The sequence below is a fragment of the Streptomyces cyslabdanicus genome (assembly GCF_052663305.1).
In genome coordinates, this window is sequence record NZ_JBQRUW010000014.1 from 11,581 (window position 1) to 36,873 (window position 25,293).

Annotated in this window: 20 protein-coding genes and 1 pseudogene; 13 read left to right on the forward strand and 8 right to left on the reverse strand. The window is 72.2% G+C overall.

The features are described from left to right. Window positions 1-283: 283 nt before the first annotated feature. Window positions 284-2,077 carry a bifunctional metallophosphatase/5'-nucleotidase gene (locus ACTYVM_RS10000; RefSeq protein WP_445525557.1) on the reverse strand — a complete coding sequence of 598 codons (1,794 nt, stop codon included), beginning with the start codon at window positions 2,075-2,077 and terminating at the stop codon, window positions 284-286. Between the two features lie 489 nt (window positions 2,078-2,566). Between ACTYVM_RS10000 and ACTYVM_RS10005 the strand changes: the two genes are divergently transcribed. Both ACTYVM_RS10005 and ACTYVM_RS10010 read left to right on the forward strand, forming a co-directional pair. Beyond that, window positions 2,567-3,598 carry a cytochrome c oxidase assembly protein gene (locus ACTYVM_RS10005; RefSeq protein WP_445525558.1) on the forward strand — a complete coding sequence of 344 codons (1,032 nt, stop codon included), beginning with the start codon at window positions 2,567-2,569 and terminating at the stop codon, window positions 3,596-3,598. 117 nt (window positions 3,599-3,715) lie between these two features. After that, window positions 3,716-4,237, forward strand: a pseudogene (locus ACTYVM_RS10010) (GNAT family N-acetyltransferase); the annotation flags it as partial. Window positions 4,238-4,423: 186 nt separating this feature from the next. On the opposite strand, the gene ACTYVM_RS10015 reads toward ACTYVM_RS10010, so the two are convergent. Further along, the gene (locus ACTYVM_RS10015; RefSeq protein ID WP_445525559.1) at window positions 4,424-5,011 is read right to left on the reverse strand and encodes a TetR/AcrR family transcriptional regulator; all 588 of its coding nucleotides are present in this window, start codon (window positions 5,009-5,011) and stop codon (window positions 4,424-4,426) included. Between the two features lie 115 nt (window positions 5,012-5,126). Here ACTYVM_RS10015 and ACTYVM_RS10020 point away from each other — a divergent pair, with 115 nt between their 5' ends. Both ACTYVM_RS10020 and ACTYVM_RS10025 read left to right on the forward strand, forming a co-directional pair. Further along, window positions 5,127-6,245, forward strand: coding sequence for an FtsX-like permease family protein (locus ACTYVM_RS10020; protein ID WP_445525594.1), 1,119 nt, complete (start codon window positions 5,127-5,129; stop codon window positions 6,243-6,245). Then, the gene (locus ACTYVM_RS10025; RefSeq protein ID WP_445525560.1) at window positions 6,242-6,922 is read left to right on the forward strand and encodes an ABC transporter ATP-binding protein; all 681 of its coding nucleotides are present in this window, start codon (window positions 6,242-6,244) and stop codon (window positions 6,920-6,922) included. The genes ACTYVM_RS10020 and ACTYVM_RS10025 overlap by 4 nt, the downstream gene beginning before the upstream one ends. 152 nt (window positions 6,923-7,074) lie before the next feature. Here the strand turns inward: ACTYVM_RS10025 and ACTYVM_RS10030 are convergent, their stop codons facing one another. From ACTYVM_RS10030 to rhaI, 6 genes are all read right to left on the reverse strand, one after another. Then, window positions 7,075-7,728, reverse strand: coding sequence for a LutC/YkgG family protein (locus ACTYVM_RS10030; protein ID WP_445525561.1), 654 nt, complete (start codon window positions 7,726-7,728; stop codon window positions 7,075-7,077). Further along, a complete protein-coding gene (locus tag ACTYVM_RS10035) occupies window positions 7,725-9,227 on the reverse strand; it encodes a LutB/LldF family L-lactate oxidation iron-sulfur protein (RefSeq protein WP_445525562.1) in 1,503 nt (500 codons plus the stop codon). The genes ACTYVM_RS10030 and ACTYVM_RS10035 overlap by 4 nt, the downstream gene beginning before the upstream one ends. Further along, the gene (locus ACTYVM_RS10040) at window positions 9,224-9,979 is read right to left on the reverse strand and encodes a (Fe-S)-binding protein (protein ID WP_445525563.1); all 756 of its coding nucleotides are present in this window, start codon (window positions 9,977-9,979) and stop codon (window positions 9,224-9,226) included. Before ACTYVM_RS10040 ends, ACTYVM_RS10035 begins: the two co-directional genes overlap by 4 nt. Window positions 9,980-10,131: 152 nt before the next feature. Beyond that, a complete protein-coding gene (locus ACTYVM_RS10045; RefSeq protein ID WP_445525564.1) occupies window positions 10,132-11,586 on the reverse strand; it encodes a rhamnulokinase in 1,455 nt (484 codons plus the stop codon). Further along, on the reverse strand, window positions 11,583-13,622 hold the full coding sequence (locus tag ACTYVM_RS10050; RefSeq protein ID WP_445525565.1) for a bifunctional aldolase/short-chain dehydrogenase: 2,040 nt from the start codon (window positions 13,620-13,622) through the stop codon (window positions 11,583-11,585). Before ACTYVM_RS10050 ends, ACTYVM_RS10045 begins: the two co-directional genes overlap by 4 nt. A 90-nt stretch (window positions 13,623-13,712) precedes the next feature. Next, window positions 13,713-14,873, reverse strand: coding sequence for an L-rhamnose isomerase (gene rhaI / locus ACTYVM_RS10055; RefSeq protein ID WP_445525566.1), 1,161 nt, complete (start codon window positions 14,871-14,873; stop codon window positions 13,713-13,715). A gap of 291 nt (window positions 14,874-15,164) precedes the next feature. Here rhaI and ACTYVM_RS10060 point away from each other — a divergent pair, with 291 nt between their 5' ends. The 9 genes from ACTYVM_RS10060 to ACTYVM_RS10100 all read left to right on the forward strand — a co-directional run bounded on the left by ACTYVM_RS10060 (window position 15,165) and on the right by ACTYVM_RS10100 (window position 25,241). Continuing rightward, window positions 15,165-16,679 (forward strand): sugar ABC transporter ATP-binding protein, encoded by a 1,515-nt coding sequence (locus ACTYVM_RS10060; RefSeq protein ID WP_445525567.1) that lies wholly within the window; start codon window positions 15,165-15,167, stop codon window positions 16,677-16,679. After that, complete coding sequence (locus ACTYVM_RS10065; protein ID WP_445525568.1) at window positions 16,676-17,716, forward strand: ABC transporter permease; 1,041 nt, start codon at window positions 16,676-16,678, stop codon at window positions 17,714-17,716. The genes ACTYVM_RS10060 and ACTYVM_RS10065 overlap by 4 nt, the downstream gene beginning before the upstream one ends. Continuing rightward, window positions 17,709-18,752 (forward strand): ABC transporter permease, encoded by a 1,044-nt coding sequence (locus ACTYVM_RS10070; protein WP_445525569.1) that lies wholly within the window; start codon window positions 17,709-17,711, stop codon window positions 18,750-18,752. The genes ACTYVM_RS10065 and ACTYVM_RS10070 overlap by 8 nt, the downstream gene beginning before the upstream one ends. 12 nt (window positions 18,753-18,764) lie before the next feature. Continuing rightward, the gene (gene rhaS, locus ACTYVM_RS10075; protein WP_445525570.1) at window positions 18,765-19,850 is read left to right on the forward strand and encodes a rhamnose ABC transporter substrate-binding protein; all 1,086 of its coding nucleotides are present in this window, start codon (window positions 18,765-18,767) and stop codon (window positions 19,848-19,850) included. 103 nt (window positions 19,851-19,953) lie between these two features. Further along, a complete protein-coding gene (locus ACTYVM_RS10080) occupies window positions 19,954-20,994 on the forward strand; it encodes a LacI family DNA-binding transcriptional regulator (protein ID WP_445525571.1) in 1,041 nt (346 codons plus the stop codon). A gap of 108 nt (window positions 20,995-21,102) precedes the next feature. Then, window positions 21,103-22,404, forward strand: coding sequence for an alpha/beta fold hydrolase (locus ACTYVM_RS10085; protein ID WP_445525572.1), 1,302 nt, complete (start codon window positions 21,103-21,105; stop codon window positions 22,402-22,404). Between the two features lie 126 nt (window positions 22,405-22,530). After that, window positions 22,531-23,436 (forward strand): RNA polymerase sigma factor SigJ, encoded by a 906-nt coding sequence (sigJ, locus tag ACTYVM_RS10090; RefSeq protein ID WP_445525573.1) that lies wholly within the window; start codon window positions 22,531-22,533, stop codon window positions 23,434-23,436. A 60-nt stretch (window positions 23,437-23,496) separates the two neighbouring features. Further along, window positions 23,497-24,339 (forward strand): alpha/beta fold hydrolase, encoded by an 843-nt coding sequence (locus ACTYVM_RS10095; RefSeq protein WP_445525574.1) that lies wholly within the window; start codon window positions 23,497-23,499, stop codon window positions 24,337-24,339. Window positions 24,340-24,386: 47 nt separating this feature from the next. Continuing rightward, window positions 24,387-25,241: a pentapeptide repeat-containing protein gene (locus ACTYVM_RS10100; protein ID WP_445525575.1), complete on the forward strand. Its 855-nt coding sequence runs from the start codon at window positions 24,387-24,389 to the stop codon at window positions 25,239-25,241. Window positions 25,242-25,293: the final 52 nt, after the last annotated feature.

The following is a 25,293-nucleotide window of genomic DNA, read 5'->3' on the forward strand; positions in this document are numbered from 1 at the left end:
CAGGCCGGACGCCACGTCCCGGCCGCGCGGTCCCGTACGTCGGTCCCGTCGGTCCCGTACGTCGGTCCCTCCCAGTCTCCGCCCGGCCGGGAGCCGCGGGCCAGGGCCGAACGGCACTGCCGGGGCCCGCGGACTCTGCCGCGCCGAGAGCCGGGACCCGTCGGGCGGGCACATCGGGCGGGTGCCCCCCGCCGAGGCCCGCCGATCGGCCGGCACCCGCCCGCGGACACGCGTGAGGGCGGGCCCTCAGGGCCCGCCCTCGTCCGATCGGTCGGCTCGTCGTCTACTTGACGACGGTGACCCGGTCGGCTGCGGTCGGCGTGTACGGCGCGGCGGCCGAGGTGGTCGCCGTCAGGTAGTCGACCAGGGCGGCCAGGTCGTCGCTGCCGACGAGCTGGTCGGTGCCCTTGGCGAACTCGGTGAAGCCGTCACCGCCGTCGGCCAGGAAGGAGTTCATGGCGACGCGGTAGGTGGCGCTGGGGTCGATCGGCTTGCCGTCCAGCCTGACGGAGTCCGCGACGACGCGGTCGGCGCCCGTCTTGGTCAGGTCCAGGGTGTAGGTGAGGCCGTCGGAGATCTGAAGGTACTTGGGGGCGGCGGCGTTGCCGCCGCTGACCTGCTGCTGCAGCACGGTGATCAGCTGGGCGCCGGTCAGGTCCTTGAGGTTGACCGTGTTGCTGAACGGCTGCACCGCGAAGCCCTCGCCGTAGGTCACCACGCCGTCGCCCTCGTTGCCGGAGGCGGAGTAGACCAGGTCGGCACGGATGCCGCCGGGGTTCATCAGCGCGACGACGGCGCGGCTGTCCAGGGACTTGGCGTGCGCCAGCTGCGCGTCCGCGATCAGGTCGCCCAGCGGAGACTCGACGGCGCCGTTGCGGGTGATGTCGCCGGTGATGTAGCCGATCGGCGTGTTGGCGACCGGCGCGGCCAGCTTCTGCCAGTAGTCGAGCAGCTGCGTCAGGTCGGCGGCCTTGGTCTGGGTCCGGTCGACGACGCGGTTGGAGCCCTTGACCGTGGCGCGGACGATGTCCTTGGTGCGGGGGTCGTACTTCATGTTCAGCTCGGTGAAGAGCCGGCCGTAGGAGGCGGCGCTGGTCACCAGGCGGGGGTGGCCCGCGGGGTCCGGGATGGAGCAGACGTACGCGTTGTGGGTGTGGCCGGTGACGAGGGCGTCGACCTCCGGCGCGACCTTCTTGGCGATGTCCACGATCGGACCGCTCAGGCCGGTGCTGCCGCCCGCGTCGCAGTCGTAGTTGTACGCCGAGGAAGCCGGGTATCCGCCCTCGTGGACGAGCGCGACGATCGCGTGGATGCCCTGCTGCTGGAGTTCCTTGGTGTACTTGTTGATCGTCTCGGCCTCGTCGAGGAACTTCAGTCCCTTGACGCCCTCGGCCGTGACGACGTCCGGGGTGCCCTTGAGGGTGACGCCGATGAAACCGACCTTCGCGCCGTTGACGTTCTGCACGACGTACGGCTTGAGGAGCGGCTTGCCGGTCTTCTCGTCGATCACGTTGGCCGACAGGATCGGGTAGTCGGCACCCTTGAACTTGCGCCCCTTGTCGTAGCAGCCGTCGACCGGGTGGCAGCCGCCGTTCTGGAGGCGGAGCAGCTCGTCCTTGCCCTCGTCGAACTCGTGGTTGCCCACGCCCGTGACGTCCAGGCCGAGCTTGTTCATCGCCTCGATGGTCGGCTCGTCGTGGAAGAGGCCGGACAGCAGCGGGCTGGCGCCGACGATGTCGCCGGCGGCGACGGTCAGCGACCGGTCGTGGCCCTTGCGCGCGGTGCGCAGGCTGCTCGCCAGGTACTCCACACCACCGGCGTCGATGTTCTTCGTGGTGCCGTCGGACGCCAGCTCGGTGACCTGCCCGGAGGATCCGGCGGGCGGCTCCAGGTTGCCGTGGAAGTCGTTGATGGCGAGGAGCTGGAGGTCCTTGAGCGGAGCCGAGTCGGCGTCGGGGCCGGCCTGCGCGGGGTTGGCCGCGGCGAGCGCACCGGCGGTGGCGAGAGCCGCGGCCGTGGCGAGCGCCGCGACGACGACTCTTCGCGGAGCCGGGCGACGGGAATGGGTCGGCGACATGATGCCTTCCTGGTGTGACTGGATCGTGGGGGCAGCAGGCCGCAGCCTAGGGTCAACGCGCGTAGTTGTCAGGAACTTTGCGGTTACGGAGAGGTTTCCATCTGGCGGCCTTTCGCTGTTCAGGGGGATTTTGACCGGTTCGTGTGGGCGGCCGGAGTGGCCGGAGGGTAGTCGGAGAGCGGTCGGAGGGGGGCGAGGAGCGGTCGAAGGGCGGTCGCCGAGGTAAGCGGACGGTGAGTAATCCGTGTGAATTCGTCACGCCCGGTACACGATGACACCTTCGGGTACGGCTCGCCCGGCCTCCGGTGCGCTCCCGGGGCCCCCGGCTCCCGGGCGGTTCGGCCCGTTGAGCAGCCCTTTGCCCGGCCTGGTGCCGTGGTGACGCGACGCGCCGGACACCCTCACCCCACCGCCCCGCGCGCGGTCACCGGCGGCTACCGTCCGCAGGGGGCACGAACCGGCTTGTCCCCTGTGGGTTGATAGAGAGCGATGCGCATGATTCCTGAGGCGATGGCCGAACTGTCGGCCGGGCAGCTTCCCGAGCCGACCCTCGGTCGTCTGTTGTCCTCCTGGCAGCCGGACGTCCCGGCGCTGGTCGTGGTGGCCGTCCTGGGCGGGCTGTACGGCTGGGGCGTGCTGCGGCTGCGGCGGCGTGGCGGGAACTGGTCGCCCGCCCGCACCGTCGTCTTCGCGCTGCTCGGACTGGGCACGCTGGTGGTGGCCACGATGTCGTCGCTGGCCGTGTACGACCACGTCCTGTTCTGGCCGGCCGCCGTGCAGAACATCCTGCTCGACCTGGTCGCGCCCCTTGGTCTGGCCCTCGGCGACCCGCTGCGGCTCGCGGTGGAGGCGCTGCCGGAGGGCGGCGCGGAGCGGGTACGGCGGGCGATGACCGGACGGCTGGTGCGCGTGCTCACCTTTCCTCTGGTCAGTACGGCATTCGTGCTCGCCACCGAGCTCGTCGTGTACTTCACGCCGTACTTCGCCACCGCGCTGCGCGTCGGCTGGCTGCACGAGCTGATGTACCTGCATCTGCTCGCCGCCGGCTGCCTGTTCGTCGTCCCCATGCTCACCCACGAGCAGGCGCTGCCGTCCTGGTGCACTCATCCGGTGCGGGCCGCGCTGGTGTTCCTGGACGGCATCGTCGACGCGGTGCCGGGAATCGTGGTGATGACCCACGGGACGCTGATCGCGGGGGCCTGGTACCAGGAGCACGCGCCCACCTGGGCGACCGACGTCCACCGCGACCAGCAGATCGGCGGCGGCGCGATGCTCAGCATCGCCGAACTGGTCGCGCTCCCCTTCATCCTGGCGATCCTGGTGCAGTGGGCGCGCGCCGAACGCGTCCAGAACGCCGCCCTCGACCGCCGTCTCGACCAGGAACTCGCCCGCGTCGCCGTGCCGCCCCCGCCGGGCGGCGAGCCGGCCCCGGCGTCCGCGCCCGCGCTCGTCCGCCCCTGGTGGGAGACCGAGCAGAATGAGGTGGCCGACCGGATCCGGCGCCAGCACGGCACCGGCTGATCCCGTTCCACCCGCCGTGGAGTTCGGCCCCGGTCCTCTGAGACATCTCAAGGGGCTAAGAAGTCAAGAGGGTCCGCGAGTCTTGATCACTGCTGAGCCTGCTGATTGGCTGCCGACATGACTGATCTCGGACCCGTTGCCTGGCCGCCTGCACCGATCAGGACCGAGAGGCTCGTGCTCCGTGAGCCCGAGGCCCGGGACCGTGCGGCGTTCATCGAGCTGCTGGCGTCGCCAGATGTGCACACCTATCTCGGTGGACCCCGCCCGCGTGACGAGCTTGAACGCGAGTTGCCCGAGGTGCCCGAGCGGTGGCCCGGGAGCTTCGTCGTCGATCTCGATGGGGCGATGATCGGCCAGATCCTGCTCAGGAGAGCGCCGGAGCACCATTGCCCGGCTGCCGCGGGCAAGGCCGATCTCGGCTACCTGTTCCTGCCACGGGCGTGGGGATCCGGGTATGCCGCCGAATCGTGCGCGGCGGCACTTGACTGGTTCGAAAGCGTCCTTCCCGGTGAGCCGGTGGTGCTCGCCACCCAGACCGCTAACGTCGGCTCGATGCGCCTCGCGGCGAAGCTGGGGTTCACCGAAGTAGAGCGGTTCCGGGCCTGGGACGCCGATCAGTGGCTCGGCCTGCGGGCCCCAGGTCACGCCCTCCGATTGAGCTCGGGCTCGACGGCGTGGATCTGTCGAAGTGCCGTTGTTCTCGTTGACGAAGCCGGGCGGGTTCGCGGGTCACGCAGGCGCTGGAAGGAGTGGCGCGAAGGCACGTTGCTCGTCGAACGGCTGCCGGGTCTGGAGACAGTGGTGGAGCTGTCCGAGGGCCGGGGCCTACGTCTCGGCCAGGGCGGCCACGGCGCCCATGGCCAGCAGGACCGCGCGTCGGGTCACCGCGTCGAAGTCGTCGCCGGACTCCAGTGCCGTCGTTGCCGCGTTCACCAGGCCCTGCAACAGGCGCGCCGTGCGGTGCGGCGTGTCGTCGCCCAGCTCCACCAGTGTGGTGATCAGGGGTTCGAGGATCCGTGCGTGCGCCTCGGCCGCCCCCTCTCTCAGGACGGCCGCGTCACGGTCGCCGGCTAGGGCCTGGGCGATACGGTGCTCCCCGTCCCGTACCAGGATCAGCTGCGCCCGCACATAGGCCGCCACGCCTTCGACGGGCGACGGCGCCTCGGCCATCTCCTCCCGGATGCGGACCGTCCAGCGGGGCGTCGCCTCGCGTACGACCTCCGACAGCAGTTCACCGCGGTCGGCGAAGTACTTGTAGACGCTGTTGCGGGCCAGACCCGTACGTGTCGCCACCGCCGCGAAGGTGACCGCCGAGGCGTCGCCCTCCTGCAGAAGCTCCCGCGCGGCGACGATCAGAGCCCTGCGCTGCTGGGCCCGGTGGTCGGCGACGGAGGCAGCACGGATCTTGGGCACGCAGGCCAGTGTAGAAGCTCCGCGGAGACCATGGGCACCCCCGCTTGGGGACGCCGTGTCGCCATCTTCTATCTTGGGGACACTCTGTCCCTAAGATTGCCTGGAAGGCATGTCCGTGTACCTGGCTCTGCTCGAACTGAGGGCGGCCCGCGGCCGTTTTCTCCTGATGGGCGGTGTCGTGGCCCTGGTCGCCGCGCTCGTCGGCATCGTCACCGGTTTCACCACCGGACTCGGCGACGACACGATCTCCGCGCTGCGCAGGCTTCCCACCACCCACCTCGCCTTCGCCCGTGGCGCCGACTCCGATCAGTTCGCCCGCAGTCTCGTCGGCCGTGCCGACCTGGACGGCTGGCGCGCCCGCAAGGGCCTCGACGCCACCCCGCTGGGCGTCTCCATCGCCCGGGGCACCACGCACCGCAAGGTCGAGGTCGACTTCGCCGCCTTCGGCGTCGAACCCGGCTCGTTCCTAGACCCCGGTGCCACCTCCGGCGCCGCCCTCTCGGCCGGCTCCCCCTCCGGCATCGTCGTCTCGCAGCAACTGGTCAAGGACGGCGTACGCATCGGCGATACCCTCGACGTCGACCGCCTGGGCATCGCCCTGAAGGTCACCGGGACCACGGGCCGCTCCTCCTACGGCCACGTGCCCGTCGCCTATCTGCCCGTCGAGACCTGGCAGCGGGTCCGGTTCGCCACACCCGGTGCCCGGAACCCCACCGCCGAACCACCGCGGCAGTACAGCGCCATCGCGGTGAAGGCCCACCCGGACGCGGACCTGGCCGCCGCGGACCGGGCGCTGGGCACCCGCACGCTGACGGTGGCGGACGCCTACGCCGCCGCGCCCGGCTACACGGGCGAGCGCGTGACCATGACCTCCATCCAGGCGTTCCTGTACGCCATCGCCCCGCTCGTCGTCGGCGCCTTCTTCGCCGTCTGGACCGTGCAGCGGCGGCCCGAACTGGCGCTGCTGCGCGCGATGGGCGCCTCCCGGCTCCGGCTGCTGGGCCACACCCTCGCCCAGGCCGCGGTCGTCGTCGGCGCGGGCACGGCGACCGGGGCGGCTCTCGCCGCCGGTCTGGGGCTGCTGGTGGGCACCGAGGTGCCGTTCAGCCTTCCCGGTGCCTCCCTCACCGCCACTATGGCCACCGTCGTGCTCGTCGGGCTCGCCGGTGCCGCCGCCACGCTCCGCAAAGTGACCACCGTCGACCCGATGACCATGCTGGGAGCCGGCCGATGAGCCTCGAACTGCGCGATGTCACCGTGACCTTGGGCCGCGGCGAGTCCCGTACGACCGCCCTGCGCGACCTGACCGCCGACTTCGCGCCCGCGGCCCTGACCGCGCTGGTCGGCCCGTCCGGGTCGGGCAAGTCGACGCTGCTCGCGGTCGCCGGGGCGCTGCTGCGGCCCGACTCGGGGCAGGTCCTGCTGGGCGGCGGCGACATGGCCCGGCTGTCCTCGGCCGAACAAGCCCGCCTGCGCCGCGACCGCATCGGCTACGTGTTCCAGAGCGGCAACCTGCTCAGCGGCCTCACCGCGCTCGAACAGATGCTTGCCGCCGCGTCCGTCGCAGGGCGCTCACGGCGTGCCGTCCGGACACGCGCCGAGGAACTGCTCGCGGAAGTCGGCCTGGCACACCGGCTGCGGCACCGTGCCGACGAACTGTCCGGCGGGGAGCGGCAGCGCATCGCGATCGCCCGCGCCCTGCTGCTCGAACCGGAACTGCTGCTCGTCGACGAACCCACGGCCGCGGTCGACCGGGAACGAGCGGCCGGCATCGTCGGCCTGCTCGCCGAGACGGCGCACCGGTACGGCTGTGTCACCGTGGTCGCCACCCACGACCCGCTGGTGGTGGAGGCGGCGGACCGCACCGTCGACATGGCCGCCCTGCACGCGGGCTCCCGGAAAGCAGTCTGAAAAGCCGCCGTCCCACCACGTCAACGGGCCTCCGGGAGCCGGGTCACCGACTCGGCTCCCAGAGGCCCGGGAGCGCGGGTTCTCCGCACGGGACCGTGATCATCGTGGACTCTTGTCGAGGGGCGAGGCGGACGGAGCACCGCCCGACGGCGTCACTCCCCGCTCACCAGCACCACCTCCAGGGTGCGCGGCCCGTGTACGCCCTCCACCCGGTCCAGTTCGATGTCACTGGTGGCCGAGGGGCCGGAGATCCAGGTCAGCGGGCGGGTCGGGTCGAGGCGGTCCAGAGCCTGCGGCACGGAGGAGACGACCTGTTCCGGGACGCGCACCACGCAGATGTGGTGGTCGGGGACGAGCGTGATCCGGCGACGGCCCTGGTCGGGCGAGCCGTCCAGGACGAGGGTGCCGGTCTCGGCGACCGCGACCGCGCAGCTGGTGACGACGCTGTCGACCCGGTCGAGTTCGTGCGGGGTGCTGTCCGGCCGGTCCGCGACCCGGGCGACCCCGGCCTCGACGGCGGCGAGCCAGTCCGGTTCCAGGGCGGGCGGCACCAGGACGGTCTTCGAGCCCCGTGCGCCGAGCAGGTGCGCGATCAGCCGGGGCAGCCCCTCGGCATCGCAGCGGTGCACGATCGCCCGGTAGTCGGCCAGGTTCTCGGCGAGCAGGTCCACCGTCTCCTCGGCGCTCCGGTCGCCGTGCCGGCGCAGATAGTCGCGGGAGACGGCCTGTTCGTACGGCCGGTCGTCCGGCGGTACGTCCGCCAGGGCACGCCGTACCCGGCCCAGGATCCGGTCCCTGCTGCTCACGTCGCGTCCTTTCCGCCGGGTGTGCCGTGCGTGCGCTGCCACCAGTCGCGGAAGGGCTCCGCCGGCACCGGGGGAAGATCGCGGCTCCCGCTCCAGGCCCGCCCGGGCCCGGGCAGGGTGCGGGGGTGGAAGCGGCGGGTGCGGGAGGCGAGCCGCTGGCCGCCGCGCAGGGCGCCGGGGCGGGTCAGGGCCCAGCGGGCCGCGCGCATGGCCGCGCGCTCGGCGGCGTGCCCCTTGGCCGGCCTGAGGAGCACCTTGTTGCCCGCCCGCGTCGCCGGGCCGCCCTCGACGACACGCTCGCGCAGGTGGACCAGCACCTCGGGGATGTCGATGGCGACCGGGCACACCTCGTAGCAGGCGCCGCACAGCGAGGACGCGTACGGCAGGGAGGCGTCGATCTCGCTCGCCGTGCCGCGCAGTTGGGGGCTGAGGATGGCGCCGATCGGACCGGGGTAGACCGAGCCGTAGGCGTGCCCTCCGGCCCGCTCGTAGACCGGGCAGACGTTCAGGCACGCCGAGCAGCGGATGCAGCGCAGAGCCTGGCGGCCGACCTCGTCGGCGAGGGTGTCGGTGCGGCCGTTGTCGAGGAGCACCAGGTGGAAGGTCTCGGGCCCGTCGCCGTCGGTGGTGCCGGTCCACATGGACGTGTACGGGTTCATCCGCTCGGCCGTCGAGGAGCGGGGGAGCGTCTGGAGGAAGACTTCCAGGTCGCGCCAGGTGGGCACGATCTTCTCGATGCCGACGACCGAGATCAGCGTCTCGGGCAGGGTCAGGCACATCCGCCCGTTGCCCTCGGACTCCACCACGACCAGCGTGCCGGTCTCGGCGACGACGAAGTTGGCGCCGGAGACCCCGACCCTGGCGCGCAGGAACTTCTCCCGCAGGTGCAGGCGCGCGGCCTCGGCGAGTTCGGCGGGCGTGTCGCTGAGGCCCTCGGGGGCCGGGCGCCCCCACCGGTCCATCTCGGACCGGAAGATGTCCCGGATCTCGCCGCGGTTGCGGTGGATCGCGGGCACGAGGATGTGCGAGGGCCGGTCGTGGCCCAACTGCACGATCAGCTCGGCGAGATCGGTCTCGTAGGCCCGGATGCCCTCGGCCTGGAGGGCCTCGTTGAGGCCGATCTCCTGGGTGGCCATCGACTTGACCTTGACGACCTCGCTCTCGCCGGTGGCCTTGACCAGGTCGGCCACGATCCGGTTGGCCTCGTCGGCGTCGACGGCCCAGTGGACGGTGCCGCCCGCGGCCGTCACCGCCTCCTCCACCTGCACCAGATACCGGTCCAGATGGCGCAGGGTGTGGTCCTTGATCTGCCGGCCCGCCTCCCGCAGCTCCGCCCAGTCCGGCAGCTCCGCCACGGCCGCGGCCCGCTTGGCGCGGATGGTGTGCGTGGCGTGCCGCAGGTTGCCGCGCAGGGTGGTGTCGCGCACGGCCTCGTGCGCGGCCCGGGGGAAGGACGGGAAGGCCGGGGAGCCGGGCATCCCGATGAACGTCGTGCTCATGCCGCGGCCTCCTCCTCCGTGCCGGCCAGGATCTCCGCGATGTGGACGGGCCGCATGCGCGTCCCGAGGCGGGCCATCGTGCCGCCGATGTGCATCAGACACGAGTTGTCGCCCGCGCACAGCACCTCCGCGCCCGTCGACTCGGCGTTGCGCACCTTGTCGGCGCCCATCGCCGCCGAGACGTCGGGGTTCTTCACCGCGAAGGTGCCACCGAAGCCGCAGCACTCCTCGGCCCCGGGCAGCTCCACCAGCTCCAGCCCCTTCACCGCCCGCAGCAGCCGCAGCGGACGCTCGCCCAGGCCGAGGCTCCGCAGCCCGTGGCAGGTCGGGTGGTAGGTCACCGTGTGCGGGTAGTACGCGCCCACGTCCGTCACCCCCAGCACGTCCACCAGGAACTCCGTCAGCTCGTACGTCCTGGGCACCACCGGGGCCAGGACGGCCGCGAGTCCGTTCCCGCGCCCCTCGGCCCGTGCCCGCGCGCCCATGCGCGGATACAGCTCCCGCACCATCGCACCGCAGGAACCGGACGGGGTCACGATCGCCTCGTAGTCCCGGAAGACCTCGGAGAAACGCCGGGCCAGCGGCTCGGCCTCGTGCCGGTACCCGGTGTTGTAGTGCGCCTGCCCGCAGCAGGTCTGGGCCATGGGGAAGTCCACCTCCACGCCCAGCCTGGTCAGGAGTTTCACCACCGCGCGCCCGGTGTCCGGATAGAGCGTGTCGTTGACGCAGGTCAGGAACAGAGCGACACGCATCGCGGCTCCTCGTCGCAGGTCGTCGGACGGGCGATGGGGGCACCGCCCACACGCGTTCAGCGTAGAGGTCTCCCGTCGGACGAGGGCCCGACGGGAGACCTCGGGTTCCGGCGTGGCGAAGTCCGCGGGCTTGGGCCCGGCGACGCGGCGGCTCACGGGCTGACGGCGGTGAGCCGGGCCTCGGCCGCGCGCCAGGCCGCCGCGTCGCCGCCCGGCTCGTACCGCACGAGCGGCTGCGTCCGGGCGAGCAGGGCCCGCATCGCGGCCCGGTCGCCGACGAGCCCGTGCGCCCGGGCCTGCACCAGGACGTTGCCGAGGGCCGCCGCCTCGGCCGGCCCGGCGACCACGGGCAGCCCGCAGGCGTCGGCGGTCAGCCGGCACAGCAGGGCGTTGCGGGCGCCCCCGCCCACGAGGTGCACGACGTCGACGGGGTGGTCGGCGAGCCGCCGCGCCTCGGCGACCGCCCGGCGGTGGGCGAGGGCGAGGGAGTCGAGGACACAGCGGGTGATCTCGGCGGGGGAGCCGGGCACCGGCTGGCCCAAGGCCGCGCAGGCCGCCGCGATCCGCTCCGGCATCCGGCCCGGCGCGAGGAAGGCGGTGTCGCCCGCGTCCACGACCGACCGGAGCGCGGGTACCTCGGCCGCCTCCCGCAGCAGCTCGCCCAGGTCGGGGTCGCCCCAGGCCCGCAGGCACTCCTGGAGCAGCCACAGCCCCATGATGTTGCGCAGGTAGCGGACCGTGCCGTCGAGCCCCAGCTCGTTGGTGAAGTTGGCGGCGCGACCGTCCTCGGTGAGCACCGGCGCGTCCAGCTCCAGGCCGGCCAGCGACCAGGTGCCCGTACAGATGTACGCGAAGCGTTCCCCGACGGCGGGCACGGCGGCCACCGCGGACGCCGTGTCGTGCGAGGCGACGGTCGTCACCGGCACGGGCCCGCGCAGCCCGGTCTCCTCCAGCACCTCGGGCCGCAGCACGCCCGCCGGATCCCCGGGCCGGCGCAACGGCGCGAACAGGTCCAGGTCGATACCCAGCCGGGCCGCGACCTCGTACGACCAGTCGTGCGTGCGCGGGTCGACGAGCTGGGTGGTCGAGGCGTTCGTGAGCTCGGTCCCCTGCTCGCCCGTGAGCCAGTACACCAGCAGGTCGGGAACCAGCAACAGGCGTCGTGCGGTGGCGAGTTGGGGGGAGGTGCGGGACGCCGTCAACTGGTACAGGGTGTTGAAGGGCGCGTACTGGGTACCGGTCGCCGCGTACAGCTCGGCGGCCGGCATCGTCGCCCAGACCTTCCGCGCCACGCCCTCGGTGCGCGCGTCGCGGTAATGGACGGGACTGCCGAGCAGGGCGCCGTCCGCGTCGAGCAGGCCGTAGTCCACGGCCCAGCCGTCGATGCCGACGGAGTCCACCCGGCCCGCCGCCCGCAGTCCGTCCAGCACCCCCGCGTACAGGGCGAGCACGTCCCAGCGCAGCCCCTCGGGAAGCCGCACCGGCCGGTTGGGGAAGCGGTGCGCCTCGGTCAGCTCCAACCGGTCGCGGCCCACCCGGCCCACCATGACCCGGCCGCCGGACGCACCGAGATCGACGGCGGCGTACGCCTTCACCTCAGGGCTCATCGCAGAAAGGCGGCCGCGACGCCGGCGTCGACGGGGACGTGCAGTCCCGTGGTGTGGGTCAGCTCCCCACCGGTCAGCGCGAAGACGGCGTTCGCGACGTGCTCGGGCAGCACCTCCCGCTTGAGCAGCGTCCGTTGGGCGTAGAACTCGCCGAGCTTCTCCTCCGGCACCCCGTACACGGCGGCCCGCTGCGCGCCCCAGCCACCCGCGAAGATTCCGGAGCCGCGTACGACCCCGTCCGGGTTGACCCCGTTGACCCGGATCCCGTGTTCACCCAACTCGGCCGCCAGTAGCCGCACCTGATGCGCCTGGTCGGCCTTGGCGGCCGAGTAGGCGATGTTGTGGGGGCCGGCGAACACGGCGTTCTTGGAAGCGATGCAGACGATGTCACCGCCCAGCCCCTGGGCGATCATCACCCGCGCGGCCTCCCGCGAGACCAGGAACGACCCGCGCGCCATGATGTCGTGCTGGCGGTCCCAGTCCTCGGCAGAGGTCTCCAGCAACGGCTTGGACACCGAGACACCGGCGTTGTTGACGACCAGGTCCACCCCGCCGAAGGCGAGCAGCGCCGCCTCGAAGGCACCCGCGATCTGTTCCTCGTCCGTCACGTCCACCGTCACGGCGACCGCCTTGTCCGGCCCGCCCAGTTCCTCGGCGACGGCGGCGGCACCGCGAGCGTTCAGATCGGCGACCACGACGCACGCGCCCTCGTCGACGAGCCGCCGCGCGATCGCCCTGCCGATGCCGCTGCCCGCGCCGGTGACGAGTGCGACGCGTGTCGCGAGGGGCTTCGGCGCGGGCATCCGCCGGAGCTTGGCCTCCTCCAGTGCCCAGTACTCGATACGGAACTTCTCCGACTCCTCGATCGGCGCATACGCCGACACGGCCTCGGCGCCCCGCATGGCGTTGACGGCGTTGACGTAGAACTCGCCGGCCACCCGGGCCGTCTGCTTGTCCTTGCCGAAGGAGAACATGCCGACGCCCGGCACGAGCACGATCGCCGGATCCGCGCCGCGCATCGCGGGGGAGCCGGGCAGAGCATGCCTGACGTAGTAGGCGGTGTACTCCTCGCGGTACTCGGCATGCAACTGCTTCAGCCGGGCGATCGCCTGCTCCAGGGGAGCCGTCGGCGGCAGGTCGAGAACCAGCGGCCGGACCTTGGTCCGCAGGAAGTGGTCGGGGCAGGAGGTGCCGAGCGCGGCGAGGTGCGGATGCCGTGAACGGGAGAGGAAGTCGAGCACGACGTGCCCATCGCTGAAGTGCCCGACCTGCGCCCTGTCCCGCGAGGCGAGCGCGCGTACATGGGGCGCCAGGGCAGCGGCCCGCTCCTTCCGCTCGCCCTCGGGCAGCGCCTCGTACCCGTCGACGACCGCCCCGAACGGCTCGGGCCTCCCGCGTGCGGCGAGGAAGTCCTCGGCGGTGCGGACGATGTGCAGCGAGTTGCGTTCGCACTCCTCGGAGCTCGCGCCCCACGCGGTGATCCCGTGCCCGCCGAGCACGCAGCCGATCGCCCGCGGATGGGCCTTTCTGACCGCCGCGATGTCCAGCCCCAGCTGGAACCCGGGCCGCCGCCACGGCACCCACACCACCCGGTCCCCGAAGCACTCGGCGGTCAGCTTCTCCCCGTCGGCGGCACAGGCGAGCGCGATACCGGAGTCGGGGTGCAGATGGTCCACGTGCGGGGCGTCGACCAGCCCGTGCATGGCCGTGTCGATGGAGGGCGCCGCCCCTCCCGTGCCGTGCAGGCAGTAGTTGAACGCGGCGACCATCTCGTCCTCGCGTTCGACACCGAGGTAGACGCCGGCGAGCGCCCGCAGCCGGTCGAGCCGCAGCACGGCGAGGCCGGCCTCGGTGAGCGTCCCGAGGTCGCCGCCCGACCCCTTCACCCACATGAGCTCGACGTCACCGCCGGTGACGGGATCGGTGCCGGTGCCCTTCGCGGACGCGTTGCCGCCCGCGTAGTTGGTGTTTCGGGGGTCGGCACCGAGCCGATGGGACCGGGAGAGGAGGGCGGAGGCTTCAGGGTGGAGTGACATGGGTTCCCTTCAGGAGCGGGGAGTGCGAGAAGGCGTACTCGGCGGAAGATTCCCGGGACTTTCGCAACAGGCCCTGGGCCCCAGCAGGCCCTAGGCTCCCCACCCGGCCTGCCGGCCCCCCGTCCGGTCGGCGACGATCTGCTCCGCCCACCCCGACCGGCGATACGCCGCAAGAGGCTCGGGGTCCAGCCCCATCTCCTCCCGCACCTCGCGCAGCAACGGACGCACGTCGGTGTCGTACGCGTCCATCAGCACGGCGTTGGCCTCGAGCACATCCCCGGAGCCCTGTGCGGCGGACAACGCGTTCCGGTCCACCAGCAGTGCCTTGGCCGTGGCCTCCTGAACGTTCATCACGGAACGGATGATCGCCGGAATCTTCGCCTCGACGTTGTGGCACTGGTCGAGCATGAACGCGACCCCGGACGTGAGCCCGCCCCCGCGCACCACCTCGTACATGATCCGGAACAGCTGGAAGGGATCGGCCGCGCCCACCATCAGGTCGTCGTCGGCGTAGAACCGGGAGTTGAAGTCGAACCCGCCGAGCCTTTCCTCCCGCAGCAGGGAGGCGACGATGAACTCGATGTTCGTGCCCGGGGCGTGGTGTCCGGTGTCCACGACGACCTGCGCCTTCGGTCCCAGCTTCAGGCAGTGCGCGTACGCCGTTCCCCAGTCCGGGACGTCCGTGGCGTAGAAGGCCGGCTCGAAGAGCTTGTACTCCAGCAGCATCCGCTGCCTCTCGCCGAGCCGTTCGTACACCTCGGCCAGCCCCTGGGCCAGCCGGTCCTGCCGCCCCCGCACGTCGTCCTGGCCGGGATAGTTCGTGCCGTCGGCGAACCAGAGCTTCAGGTCTCTCGACCCGGTGGCGTCCATGATGTCGACGCACTCCAGCAGGTGGTCGACCGCCTTGCGTCGCACCGCCGCGTCCGGATGGCAGATGCTGCCGAGCTTGTAGTCGTCGTCCTGGAAGGTGTTGGAGTTGATCGCGCCCAGCTTCAGACCGCGGTCCGCGGCGTGCCGGGCGAGCGCCGCGTAGTCGTCGACCCGGTCCCACGGGATGTGCAGGGCGACGGCCGGCGCGACGCCGGTGACGGCGTGCACCTGGGCCGCGTCGTCCACCTTCTCCCACGGTGTCCGCGGTACGCCCGCCTGCGCGAAGACCTTGAAGCGGGTCCCCGAGTTCCCGTACGCCCACGACGGCGTCTCGACGGCCTGGGTCTTGAGGGCGGCCTTCACCGCGGCGAGCTCGGTCACTGCAGGGCTCCTGTGACGTCGGGTCGAAAGTCTGCTGACAGGCCTTGGCAGGTCTCTGAACAGCCTCCTATGAAACGATTCAGGAACGGAAGCTATGAGCCGCCGGCGGGGGTGTCAACCCTTCAGGCGTGGGCAGTCATCCGTTATTCCTTCGGCGCTTTCGACGCTGGGATGTTTTCGATCCGCACCCATTGACGTGACATCGGCTCCTTGCCTAACGTCCCGGCATCCAGGTTGAAACCTTTCACGGCGTGGGGCGGCCCTTCCGCCGGCGTCGTCGAGGAGCTCCCCATGACTCACCCGTCCGTCGCGGGCCCGGCCCCGGTGCTCGCGCTCAGGGACGTCTCGAAGTCCTTCGGTGCGGTGCGTGCCCTCAGGAACGTGTCCCTGGAGCTGCTTCCGGGAGAGGTGCACGCCCTCGCCGGGGAGAACGGCGCCGGCAAGTCGACCCTCATCAAGACCCTCGCCGGGGTGCACCGGCCCGACACCGGCCAGGTGCTGCTCGACGGCGAGCCCGTCGTCTTCCACGGCCCCGGCGACGCCCGCGACGCCGGCATCGCCGTGATCTACCAGGAACCGACACTCTTCCCCGACCTGTCGATCGCCGAGAACATCTTCATGAGCCGCAGGCCGCGACGGGCCCTGGGCCGCATCGACCACAAGGCCACCCGCGAGGCCACCCGCGCCCTGATGGGGCGTCTCGGTGTCGATCTCGACCCCGATCGTCCCGCACGTGGACTGTCCATCGCCGACCAGCAGATCGTCGAGATCGCCAAGGCGCTCTCCTTCGACGCCCGTGTCCTCGTCATGGACGAGCCGACCGCGGCCCTGACCGGCAGTGAGGTCGCCCGTCTTTTCAACGTCGTGCGCGCCCTGCGTGACCAGGGCGCCGCCGTGCTGTTCATCTCGCACCGACTGGAGGAGATCTTCGAGATCTGCCGACGGGTGACGACCCTGCGCGACGGCGCCTGGATCGCCGACGAGCCACTGGACGGCATGACCGAGGACGACCTCGTGCGGCGCATGGTCGGCCGCGACCTCGACGAGCTCTACCCCAAGCAGGAGGTGACACCGGGCGACGTGGCGCTCAGCGTGCGCCGGCTGACCCGCGAGGGTGCCTTCACCGACATCTCCTTCGACGTGCGGCGCGGCGAGATCGTGGGCCTCGCCGGACTGGTCGGCGCCGGGCGCACGGAGGTCGCACGCGCCGTCTTCGGTGTCGACCGCTGGGACGGCGGCGAGGTCGAGGTCGACGGACACCGGCTCACCAGGGGAGCCCCGTCCACCGCGATGGCCGCCGGGCTCGCCCTGGTCCCCGAGGACCGGCGCGCCCAGGGCTTGGTGATGAACATGTCCATCGAGCGCAACATCGGCCTGACCGGACTGCGGGCGACCGTGAAGGCCGGCCTGGTGGACCGGGGCGCGGAACGCAGCCGCTCCCTGGACTGGGCGGTCAGGCTCAGGGTCAAGTACGCCCGGATCGCCGACGCCGTCTCCACGCTCTCCGGCGGCAACCAGCAGAAGGTCGTCCTCGCCAAGTGGCTCGCCACCGGCCCCAAGGTGCTCATCGTCGACGAGCCGACCCGCGGCATCGACGTCGGCACCAAGGCCGAGGTGCACCGGCTGCTCGGTGAACTGGCCGCCGACGGGGTGGCCGTCCTGATGATCTCCTCCGACCTGCCCGAGATCCTCGGCATGGCCGACCGCGTGCTCGTGATGCACGAGGGTCGGCTGACCGCCGAGATCCCCCGCTCCGACGCCACCGAGGAATCCGTGATGGCCGCAGCCACGGGGAGGGCCGCGTGACCGCGACCGCCCCCAACCCCGCCTCCGCCGCCGAGGCGCACCGGTCCGGTGGCACCCGGCTGGTCGACCGGGTGTTCAGGATGCGTGAACTCGCCATCCTGGTCGTCTTTCTGGCGCTGATCGCGGTCGGCCGGGCGGGCAACAGCGCATTCCTGTCCGAGCAGGGCGTCAAGGACCTGCTGCTGAACGCGACCATCCTGGTGCTGGTCGCCACCGGCCAGTCCCTGGTCGTCATCACCCGCAACGTCGACCTGTCGGTCGGCTCCACGCTCGGTATCTGCGCCTTCGCCGCCGGTACCTGTCTGCGGGGCGGCGGCGACCCCGTGGTGGCCGTCGTCCTGGCGGTGCTCCTCGGTGTCGGCCTCGGCCTCCTGAACGGACTCCTCGTCAGCCTCGGTCAGGTGCCGGCGCTCGTCGTCACCCTCGGCACGCTCTACATCATCCGCGGCATCGACTCCGTCTGGGTGGGCTCCCGCCAGATCACCGCGGCCGACCTGCCCGGCGGTTTCGTCGACTTCGGCTCCGGCGGGATCCGGGCGGTGCCCTACCTGGCCCTGATCGCCCTCGCCGTCCTGGTGGCGACGGCGTACTACCTCAAGCACTACGGCAGCGGCCGCGAGCTGTACGCGCTCGGCTCCAACCCGGAGGCGGCCCGGCTCGCCGGCATCCCGGTGCGCAGGCGCATCCTGGCCGCCTACACCTTCTGCGGCGGCCTCGCCGGCCTCGCCGGGGCGATGTACCTGGCCCGGTTCGGCAACGTCGACTCCGGCACCGGCGGCGGATACGAACTCACCGTCGTCAGCGCGGTCGTGGTCGGCGGCGTGGTCTTCACCGGCGGCTCCGGCAGCGTGTACGGCGCGGCCCTCGGCGCCCTGCTGCTGACGTCCGTCAACAGCGTGCTGCCCGCCCTCGGCGTCAGCTCCGTCTGGGTGCTGGCGATCAACGGCGTCCTGCTCCTGCTTGCCATCGCGGTCGACCGCGTCGTCGCGCTGCGCGTGGCCTCGGCCCTGAAGAAGAGGAACGTCCGCCATGGCTGACCTCACCCTCTCCCGTGCCGTGCGTTGGGACACCGTCGTCGGTGCCCTGCTCGTCGTCGTCCTGCTGTTCTCCTTCGGATTCGTCGACGGCTTCGGCAACGCCCTCAACGTGTCGTTCCTGATCGGCAACACCCTGCCGATCGCGCTGATCGCCCTGCCGATGACCCTCCTCGTGGTCTGCGGTGAGATCGACCTGTCCGTGGCCTCCACCGCCGGTCTGTCCGGCGCGGTGATGGGCGCCCTGTGGAACCAGGGCATGGCGATCGAGACGATCATCCCGCTGTGCCTGCTCCTCGGCGCGGTGTGCGGCCTGGTCAACGGTCTGCTGGTGACCAGGCTCGGGCTGCCCTCCCTCGCGGTGACCATCGGCACCCTCGCCGCCTACCGGGGCATCGCACAGATCGTGCTGGGGTCCGACGCGGTGACCGACTTCCCCACCCTGTACCTGGACTTCGCGGCCGGACGCGTCGGGGACACCTTCCTGCCGCAGGCCTTCCTGCCGTTCCTGCTCCTGCTGGCGATCGCCCTGGTCACCCTGCACGCCACCCCCTTCGGGCGATCGCTGTTCGCGATCGGCGCCGGTGAGGAGGCGGCCCGGTTCGCCGGCATCCGGGTCAGGCGCAACAAGCTGGTCCTGTTCGTCGCCACCGGCCTCATGTCCGCCCTGACCGGCGTCTTCTGGGCCCTGCACTACGCCAGCGCCCGCTACGACAACGCCACCGGGCTCGAACTGTCCGTCGTTGCGGCGGTGTTGCTCGGCGGCATCGACTTCGACGGCGGGAAGGGCACACTCGGCGGCGCCGTCGCCGGTGTCTTCCTGCTGGGCGCGTCGCAGAACGTGATGAGCCTGCTGAACGTCTCCGCACAGTCGCAGATCGTCGTCACCGGCGTCCTGCTCGTCGTCTCCGTCCTCGGCCCGCGGGTCGCACGCCAGGTCTCCGTGGCCAGGGGCGGGCGCCGAGTCTCCTCGGCGCCCGCGTCCAAGGCGCCCACACCGACTTCGTCAACCGCTCCGCCCACCCCGCCACCCTCGTAAAGGACGTTCACCATGCGCAAGTCGACGATCCGCCGCACCTGCGCGGCCCTCGCCGCCGCGACCTCCCTCGTCCTCGCCGCCACCGCCTGCGGCGGCACCACCAAGAGCGACGTCGGCAAGGACGGCGGAGCGGTCGCCTCCCCGGCCGGCAAGGCCGACCCGAACGCTCCCACCAAGAAGGGCCTGACCGTCGGCTTCCTGCCCAAACAGGTCAACAACCCCTACTTCACCTCCGCCGACGGCGGCGGCAGGAAAGCCCTGGAGGAACTGGGCGAGACGTACAAGGAGGTCGGACCGTCCAGCGCCACCGACACCTCCGGCCAGGTCTCCTACGTCAACACCCTCACCCAGCAGCAGGTCGACGCGATGGCCGTGTCCGCGCAGGACCCGGGCGCCCTGTGCACCGCGCTGAAGCAGGCCATGAAGAACGGCATCAAGGTCGTCACCTACGACTCCGACACCAAGCCCGAGTGCCGCGACGCCTTCGTCTCACAGGCGTCCGCCGAGGACCTCGGCCGCACCGAGGTGCAGCTGCTCGCGCAGCAGATCGGCTACAAGGGCGAGATCGCGGTCCTGTCCGCCGCGCAGACCGCGACGAACCAGAACACCTGGATCGACTACATGAAGCAGGAGCTGAAGGACCCCAAGTACAAGGACGTCAAGCTGGTCAAGGTCGCCTACGGCAACGACGACGCGCAGGCGTCCTTCCAGCAGACCCAGGGCCTGCTCCAGCAGTACCCGAACCTGAAGGGGATCATCTCCCCGACCACCGTCGGCATCAAGGCCGCCGCCCAGTACCTGTCCGGCTCCAAGTACAAGGGCAAGGTCAGGCTGACCGGCCTCGGCACCCCCAACGACATGCGCAAGTACGTCAAGAACGGCACCGTCGAGGCCTTCGAGCTGTGGGACCCGGCCAAGCTCGGCGAGCTGGCCGCGTACACCGCGGTCGCCCTCTCCTCCGGGCAGATCACCGGCAAGGAGGGCGAGACCTTCGAGGCCGGCGCCATGGGGTCGTACACCATCGGCAAGGACGGTCTGATCAACCTCGGCAAGCCGACCGTCTTCAACGCCGGGAACATCGACCAGTTCGACTTCTAGGGTCTGCCGCAGGCCCCCCTCTGACCGGCTCGGACGTGCGGTGCCATGACGATACTGTGAAGGCTCACCCGCCGCTCCTCGCATCCCTGGAGGTTTCCGCCCGATGGCCCCATCGGTGGGTATCAAGGACGTCGCACGCGCCGCCGGTGTCTCCGTGGGCACGGTCTCGAACGTCATCAACCGTCCGGAGACCGTCGCCACCGAGACCCGGGTCCGCGTGCAGTCCGCGATCGACCGGCTCGGCTACGTCCGCAGCGAGTCCGCGCGCCAACTGCGTGCGGGCCGCAGCCGGATCATGGGGCTGCTCGTCCTCGACATGGGCAACCCCTTCTTCGTGGACGTCGCCCGGGGCGCCGAGCGGGCGGCCCGCGCGGCCGGGCTCGGCGTGATGGTCTGCAACAGCGCGCAGAGTCCCGGGGAGGAGGCCGAGTACCTGGCCCTCTTCGCCGAACAGCGGGTGCGCGGCGTCCTGCTCACTCCGGCCGACGCCACCGGCCGCAACATCGCCGCCTTCCGCCGCCACGGCATCCCCTTCGTCCTGGTCGACCGGGTCGCCGAGGGCGCCACCGAGTGCTCGGTCTCCGTGGACGACGTGGCGGGCGGCGCCCTGGCGGTACGGCACCTGGTGGACGCGGGGCACCGCTCCCTCGCGTACGTCAGCGGGCCGCCCGGCCTGAACCAGGTGCGCGACCGCCGCACCGGCGCCCTGAACGCGCTCGCCGAGGCCGGTCTCGGCCCCGACGCGCTGCGCGAGCTGCCCACCGAGCGCCTCGACGTGGCCGCCGGACGGGACGCCGGCGCCCGCCTCCTGGGCCTCGCCGACCGGCCCACGGCCGTCTTCTGCGCCAACGACCTGCTCGCCCTCGGCGTGCTGCAGGCCATGTACGCGGCCGGGGTCCGTGTCCCCGACGACCTCGCCATCGTCGGCTACGACGACATCGAGTTCGCCGCCGCCGCGGCCGTGCCGCTCACCTCGGTCCGCCAGCCCGCGGTCACCATGGGCGCCCTGGCGGCGGAGCTGCTGCTGGAGGAGACCGAGGCGCCGGGGGCACCGGCGGTGCACGAGCACCGCCGGGTGGTGCTCCAGCCGGAGCTGGTGGTACGCAGCTCCAGCCTGCCCGGGCGCCCGGCGGCCACCTACTGACGCGTCCACCGCGCACGCGACACGAATTCCTGCTCCCCGCGCTCGGACGACGGAGGAACATGTGCTGAACTGGGACGCGGCCGTAAACCCTCCGTCCCGGGAGAACCCTTGACCGTCAGCTACCGCCACCCCGGCGTCGTCCTCACCGACCGCACCTTCACCGTGCCGCTCGACCACGACGACCCGGCAGGGGAGACGATCGAGCTCTACGCACGTGAGGCCGTCGCGCGGGACAAGGCCGACAGGGACCTCCCGTGGCTGGTCTACCTCCAGGGCGGTCCCGGCTTCGGGGCGAACCGTTTCATCGGACGGCAGGCCTGGCTCGGCCGCGCCCTGGAGGACTACCGGGTCCTGCTCCTCGACCAGCGCGGCACCGGCCACTCCACGCCCGCCAACCGCCAGACCCTGCCGCTGCGCGGCGGCGCCGCCGCACAGGCCGACTACCTCACGCACTTCCGCGCCGACTCGATCGTCCGCGACTGCGAGGCGATCCGTCCCGAGCTGACCGGCGGCGCGCCCTGGACCGTCCTCGGGCAGAGCTTCGGTGGCTTCTGCGCCGTGAACTACCTGTCCACGCACCCCGAGGGCATGGCCGCCGCCCTGATCACCGGCGGACTGCCCGCGCTCGACGCCCACGCCGACGACGTCTACCGGGCCGCCTACCCGCGCATCGAGCGCAAGGTCGCCGCCCACTACGCCCGCTACCCGCAGGACGTCGACCGCGCCCGCCGCATCGCCGACCACCTGCTCACCCACGACGTGGTGCTCCCGAACGGCTACCGGCTGACCGTCGAGGCGTTCCAGTCGCTCGGCATCATGCTCGGCAGTGGCGACGGCGGCCACCGACTCCACTTCCTCCTTGAACACGCCTTCGTCCGCACCCCGAACGGCCCGGAACTGTCCGACGCCTTCCAGGAGGAGGTGCAGGGCCTGCTGTCGTACGCGGGTCACCCGCTGTACGCCCTCGTCCACGAGGCGATCTACGGTCAGGACGCCCGCCCCACCGCCTGGTCGGCCGAGCGGGTCCGCGCGGAGTTCCCGCAGTTCGACGCCGCCAAGGCCCTCGCCGGCGACGGGCCGGTGCTGTTCACCGGCGAGAGCGTGCACCCCTGGATGTTCGACTGCGACCCGGCGCTGCGCCCGCTGCGCGAGACCGCCGACGTGCTCGCCGCCCGCACCGACTGGCAGCCCCTGTACGACCCCGCCCGCCTCGCCGTCAACGAGGTCCCGGTCGCCGCGGCCGTCTACCACGACGACATGTACGTCGACACCGCCCACGCCCTCGGTACCGCCCGCGCGATCCGGGGCCTGCGCACCTGGGTCACCGACGAGTTCGAGCACGACGGCGTCCGGGCCGGCGGGCCCCGCGTCCTGGACCGGCTGCTCGGTCTGGTCCGCGGCGACGTGTGACCTCGGCGGGAGCGGTCCACGTCCGTGACCCCGAGGCCTAGTGCCGCGGCGGGGCAAACGTCACCTGACGCGGCACTAGGATGCTCGGGACACACGGGGGAACGGGGTGGGAAGGACATGGCCGGCATGGCTGACGAGGAAGTCCTGGCACGGAACTTCGAGGAGCACCGCGGGCAGTTGCGGGCGGTGGCCTACCGCATGCTCGGCTCGGTGCCCGAGGCCGAGGACGCCGTCCAGGAGACCTGGCTGAAGCTGACCCGCACGGACACCGGCGCCATCCGCAACCTCGGCGCCTGGCTCACCACCGTGACCGGCCGGGTCTGCCTCGACCTGCTGCGTGCGCGCAGGGCCCGCCGCGAGGAGCCGATCGACGACACCCTCGACACCTTCGTCCCGGACCCCGTGATCCGGTCCCTGACCCCGACCGACCCGGAGCAGGAGGCGGTCCGGGCCGACTCGGTGGGCCTCGCCCTGCTCGTCGTCCTGGAGACGCTTCGGCCCGACGAGCGGCTGGCGTTCGTGCTCCACGACCTGTTCGCGGTGCCCTTCGACGACATCGCGCCGATCGTGGAGCGCGGCGCCGCCGCGACCCGGCAGCTCGTCAGCCGCGCCCGCCGCCGGGTGCAGGGCGCCACCCCGTCCGTCGAGGCCGACCTCGCCCGGCAGAAGCAGGTGCTTGAGGCCTTCCTCGCCGCCTCGCGCGGCGGCGACTTCGAGGCGCTGGTGGCGGTCCTCCACCCGGACGTGGTGCTGCGGGTCGACTCCGGCGTGCTCGCCCGGGGCGCGGCCGCCTCCAAGGTGGTCCACGGGGCGAGGACGGTGGCCGCCCAGGCCCTCACGTTCTCGCAGTACGCGGGGACGGCCCGCCTGGTGCTGGTCAACGGCTCGGTCGGGATGGCCAACGCGCCCGAGGACGGGCCGCTGTCGGTCATGGGCGTGGTCGTCGCCGACGGCCGGATCACCCACATGTACATCCTGGCCGACCCCGAACGGCTCGGACACCTGGACCTGGCGGCCGCACGGGATTGCTGAGCGGCCCGGGGCCGGGAACTCGGTTGCCCGGCGGGCGGCGGTCCTGACAGGGTCGTCGCCATGCCCGACCACCACCGCGCGTACGACGCGACGACCCTCGCCCACCGCGTCCTCGGAGAGGGCCCTCCGGTCATCTGCCTGCCCGGCGGACCCATGCGGGCCTCGGACTACCTCGGCGACCTCGGCGGTCTGTCCGCGCACCGGCGGCTGGTGCTGCCGGACCTCAGGGGCACCGGGGGATCGGCGGTCCCGCGGGACCCCGCGAGCTACCGCTGCGACCGGCTCGTCGACGACGTCGAGGCACTGCGCGAGCATCTGGGCGTGGAGCGCGTGGACGTGCTCGCGCACTCCGCCGGCGCGAACCTGGCGGCGCTGTACGCGGCCCGCCACCCCGAACGCGTCGGCAGACTGGCGCTGATCACGCCGAGCGTCCTGGCCGTGGGTATCGAGGTCACCGGCGAGGACCGGCGCGAGACGGCGCGGCGGCGTGCGGGCGAGCCCTGGTTCGCGGCGGCGTACGCGGCCCTGGAGGAGATCACGGCGGGCCGGGCGGCGGACGCCCACTGGCAGGCGCTCGCGCCGCTCCGCCACGGCCGCTGGGACGCGGCGGCCCGGGCCCTCGACGCCGCCGACGCCGCGCAGAAGAACGCCGAGGCCGCGGCCGCGTACGCCGCCGACGGCGCCTTCGACCCGGACGCCACCCGGGCGGCGCTCGCCCGGTTCACCTCCCCGGTGCTCGTGCTCGCCGGTGAGGTCGACCTGAACTCGCCTCCCGCCGCCATGGCCGAGTACGCCGGGATCTTCCCGCACGCCGAACGGGTCGTCCAGCCCGGTGCGGGGCACTACCCGTGGCTCGACGACGCCGACCGGTTCGTGGCGGCCACCGCCGCCTTCCTGCGGTGAACCGCCCGTCCGGGCCCCGCACACCACGATCAGAAGGCTGACACACCATGCAAGACCGGAAAGACGCCGGGCACGACCGGAGCGGACTGCGCGGCGACTGCGCGCGGTGCTTCGGGCTGTGCTGTGTCGCCCTGCCCTTCGCCGCCTCCGCGGACTTCGCCCTGGACAAGCCCGCGGGAAAGCCGTGCCCGAACCTTCGGGACGACCACCGGTGCGGCATCCACACGCGGCTCCGGCAGCAGGGCTTCACCGGGTGCACGGTCTACGACTGCTTCGGCGCGGGACAGAAGGTCTCGCAGGTCGTCTTCGGCGGGCGGGACTGGCGCACGGCCGGGGAGGACGGGGAGGACGCCCGGCTGATGTTCGAGGTGTTCCCGGTCGTGCGGCACCTGCACGAGCTGATGTGGTACGTGACCGAGGCGCTCGCCCTGGGCGCCGCCCGCCCGGTGCACGGCGAGCTGCGCCGGGCGCTGGAGCGGACCGAACAGCTCACCCTCCTGCCGCCCGTCGAACTCGTCGCGCTGGACGTGGACGCCCACCGCCGGGAGGTCAACGTCCTGCTGCTGCGCGCCAGTGAGCTGGCGCGGGCCGGGGTGCGGCGCGGGAAGGGACGGCCGAAGGACCGGCGCGGCGCGGACCTGATCGGGGCCCGGCTGAATCGGACGGACCTGCGCGGGGCCAGTCTGCGCGGCGCCTGCCTGATCGCCGCCGACCTCACCGGAGCGGATCTGCGGGACGCGGACCTGATCGGCGCCGACCTGCGCAACGCGAACCTGACGGACGCCGATCTCACCGGCGCGTTCTTCCTCACCCAGCCGCAGGTTGACGCGGCCCGGGGCAGTACCGGCACCCGGCTGCCCGGATCGGTCTCCCGTCCCGCGCACTGGACGGCGCGGAGCTGACCGCCCGGTCGACGACGCCCTCCCTGGTTGGCACGCCCCCCGATCTTCGATA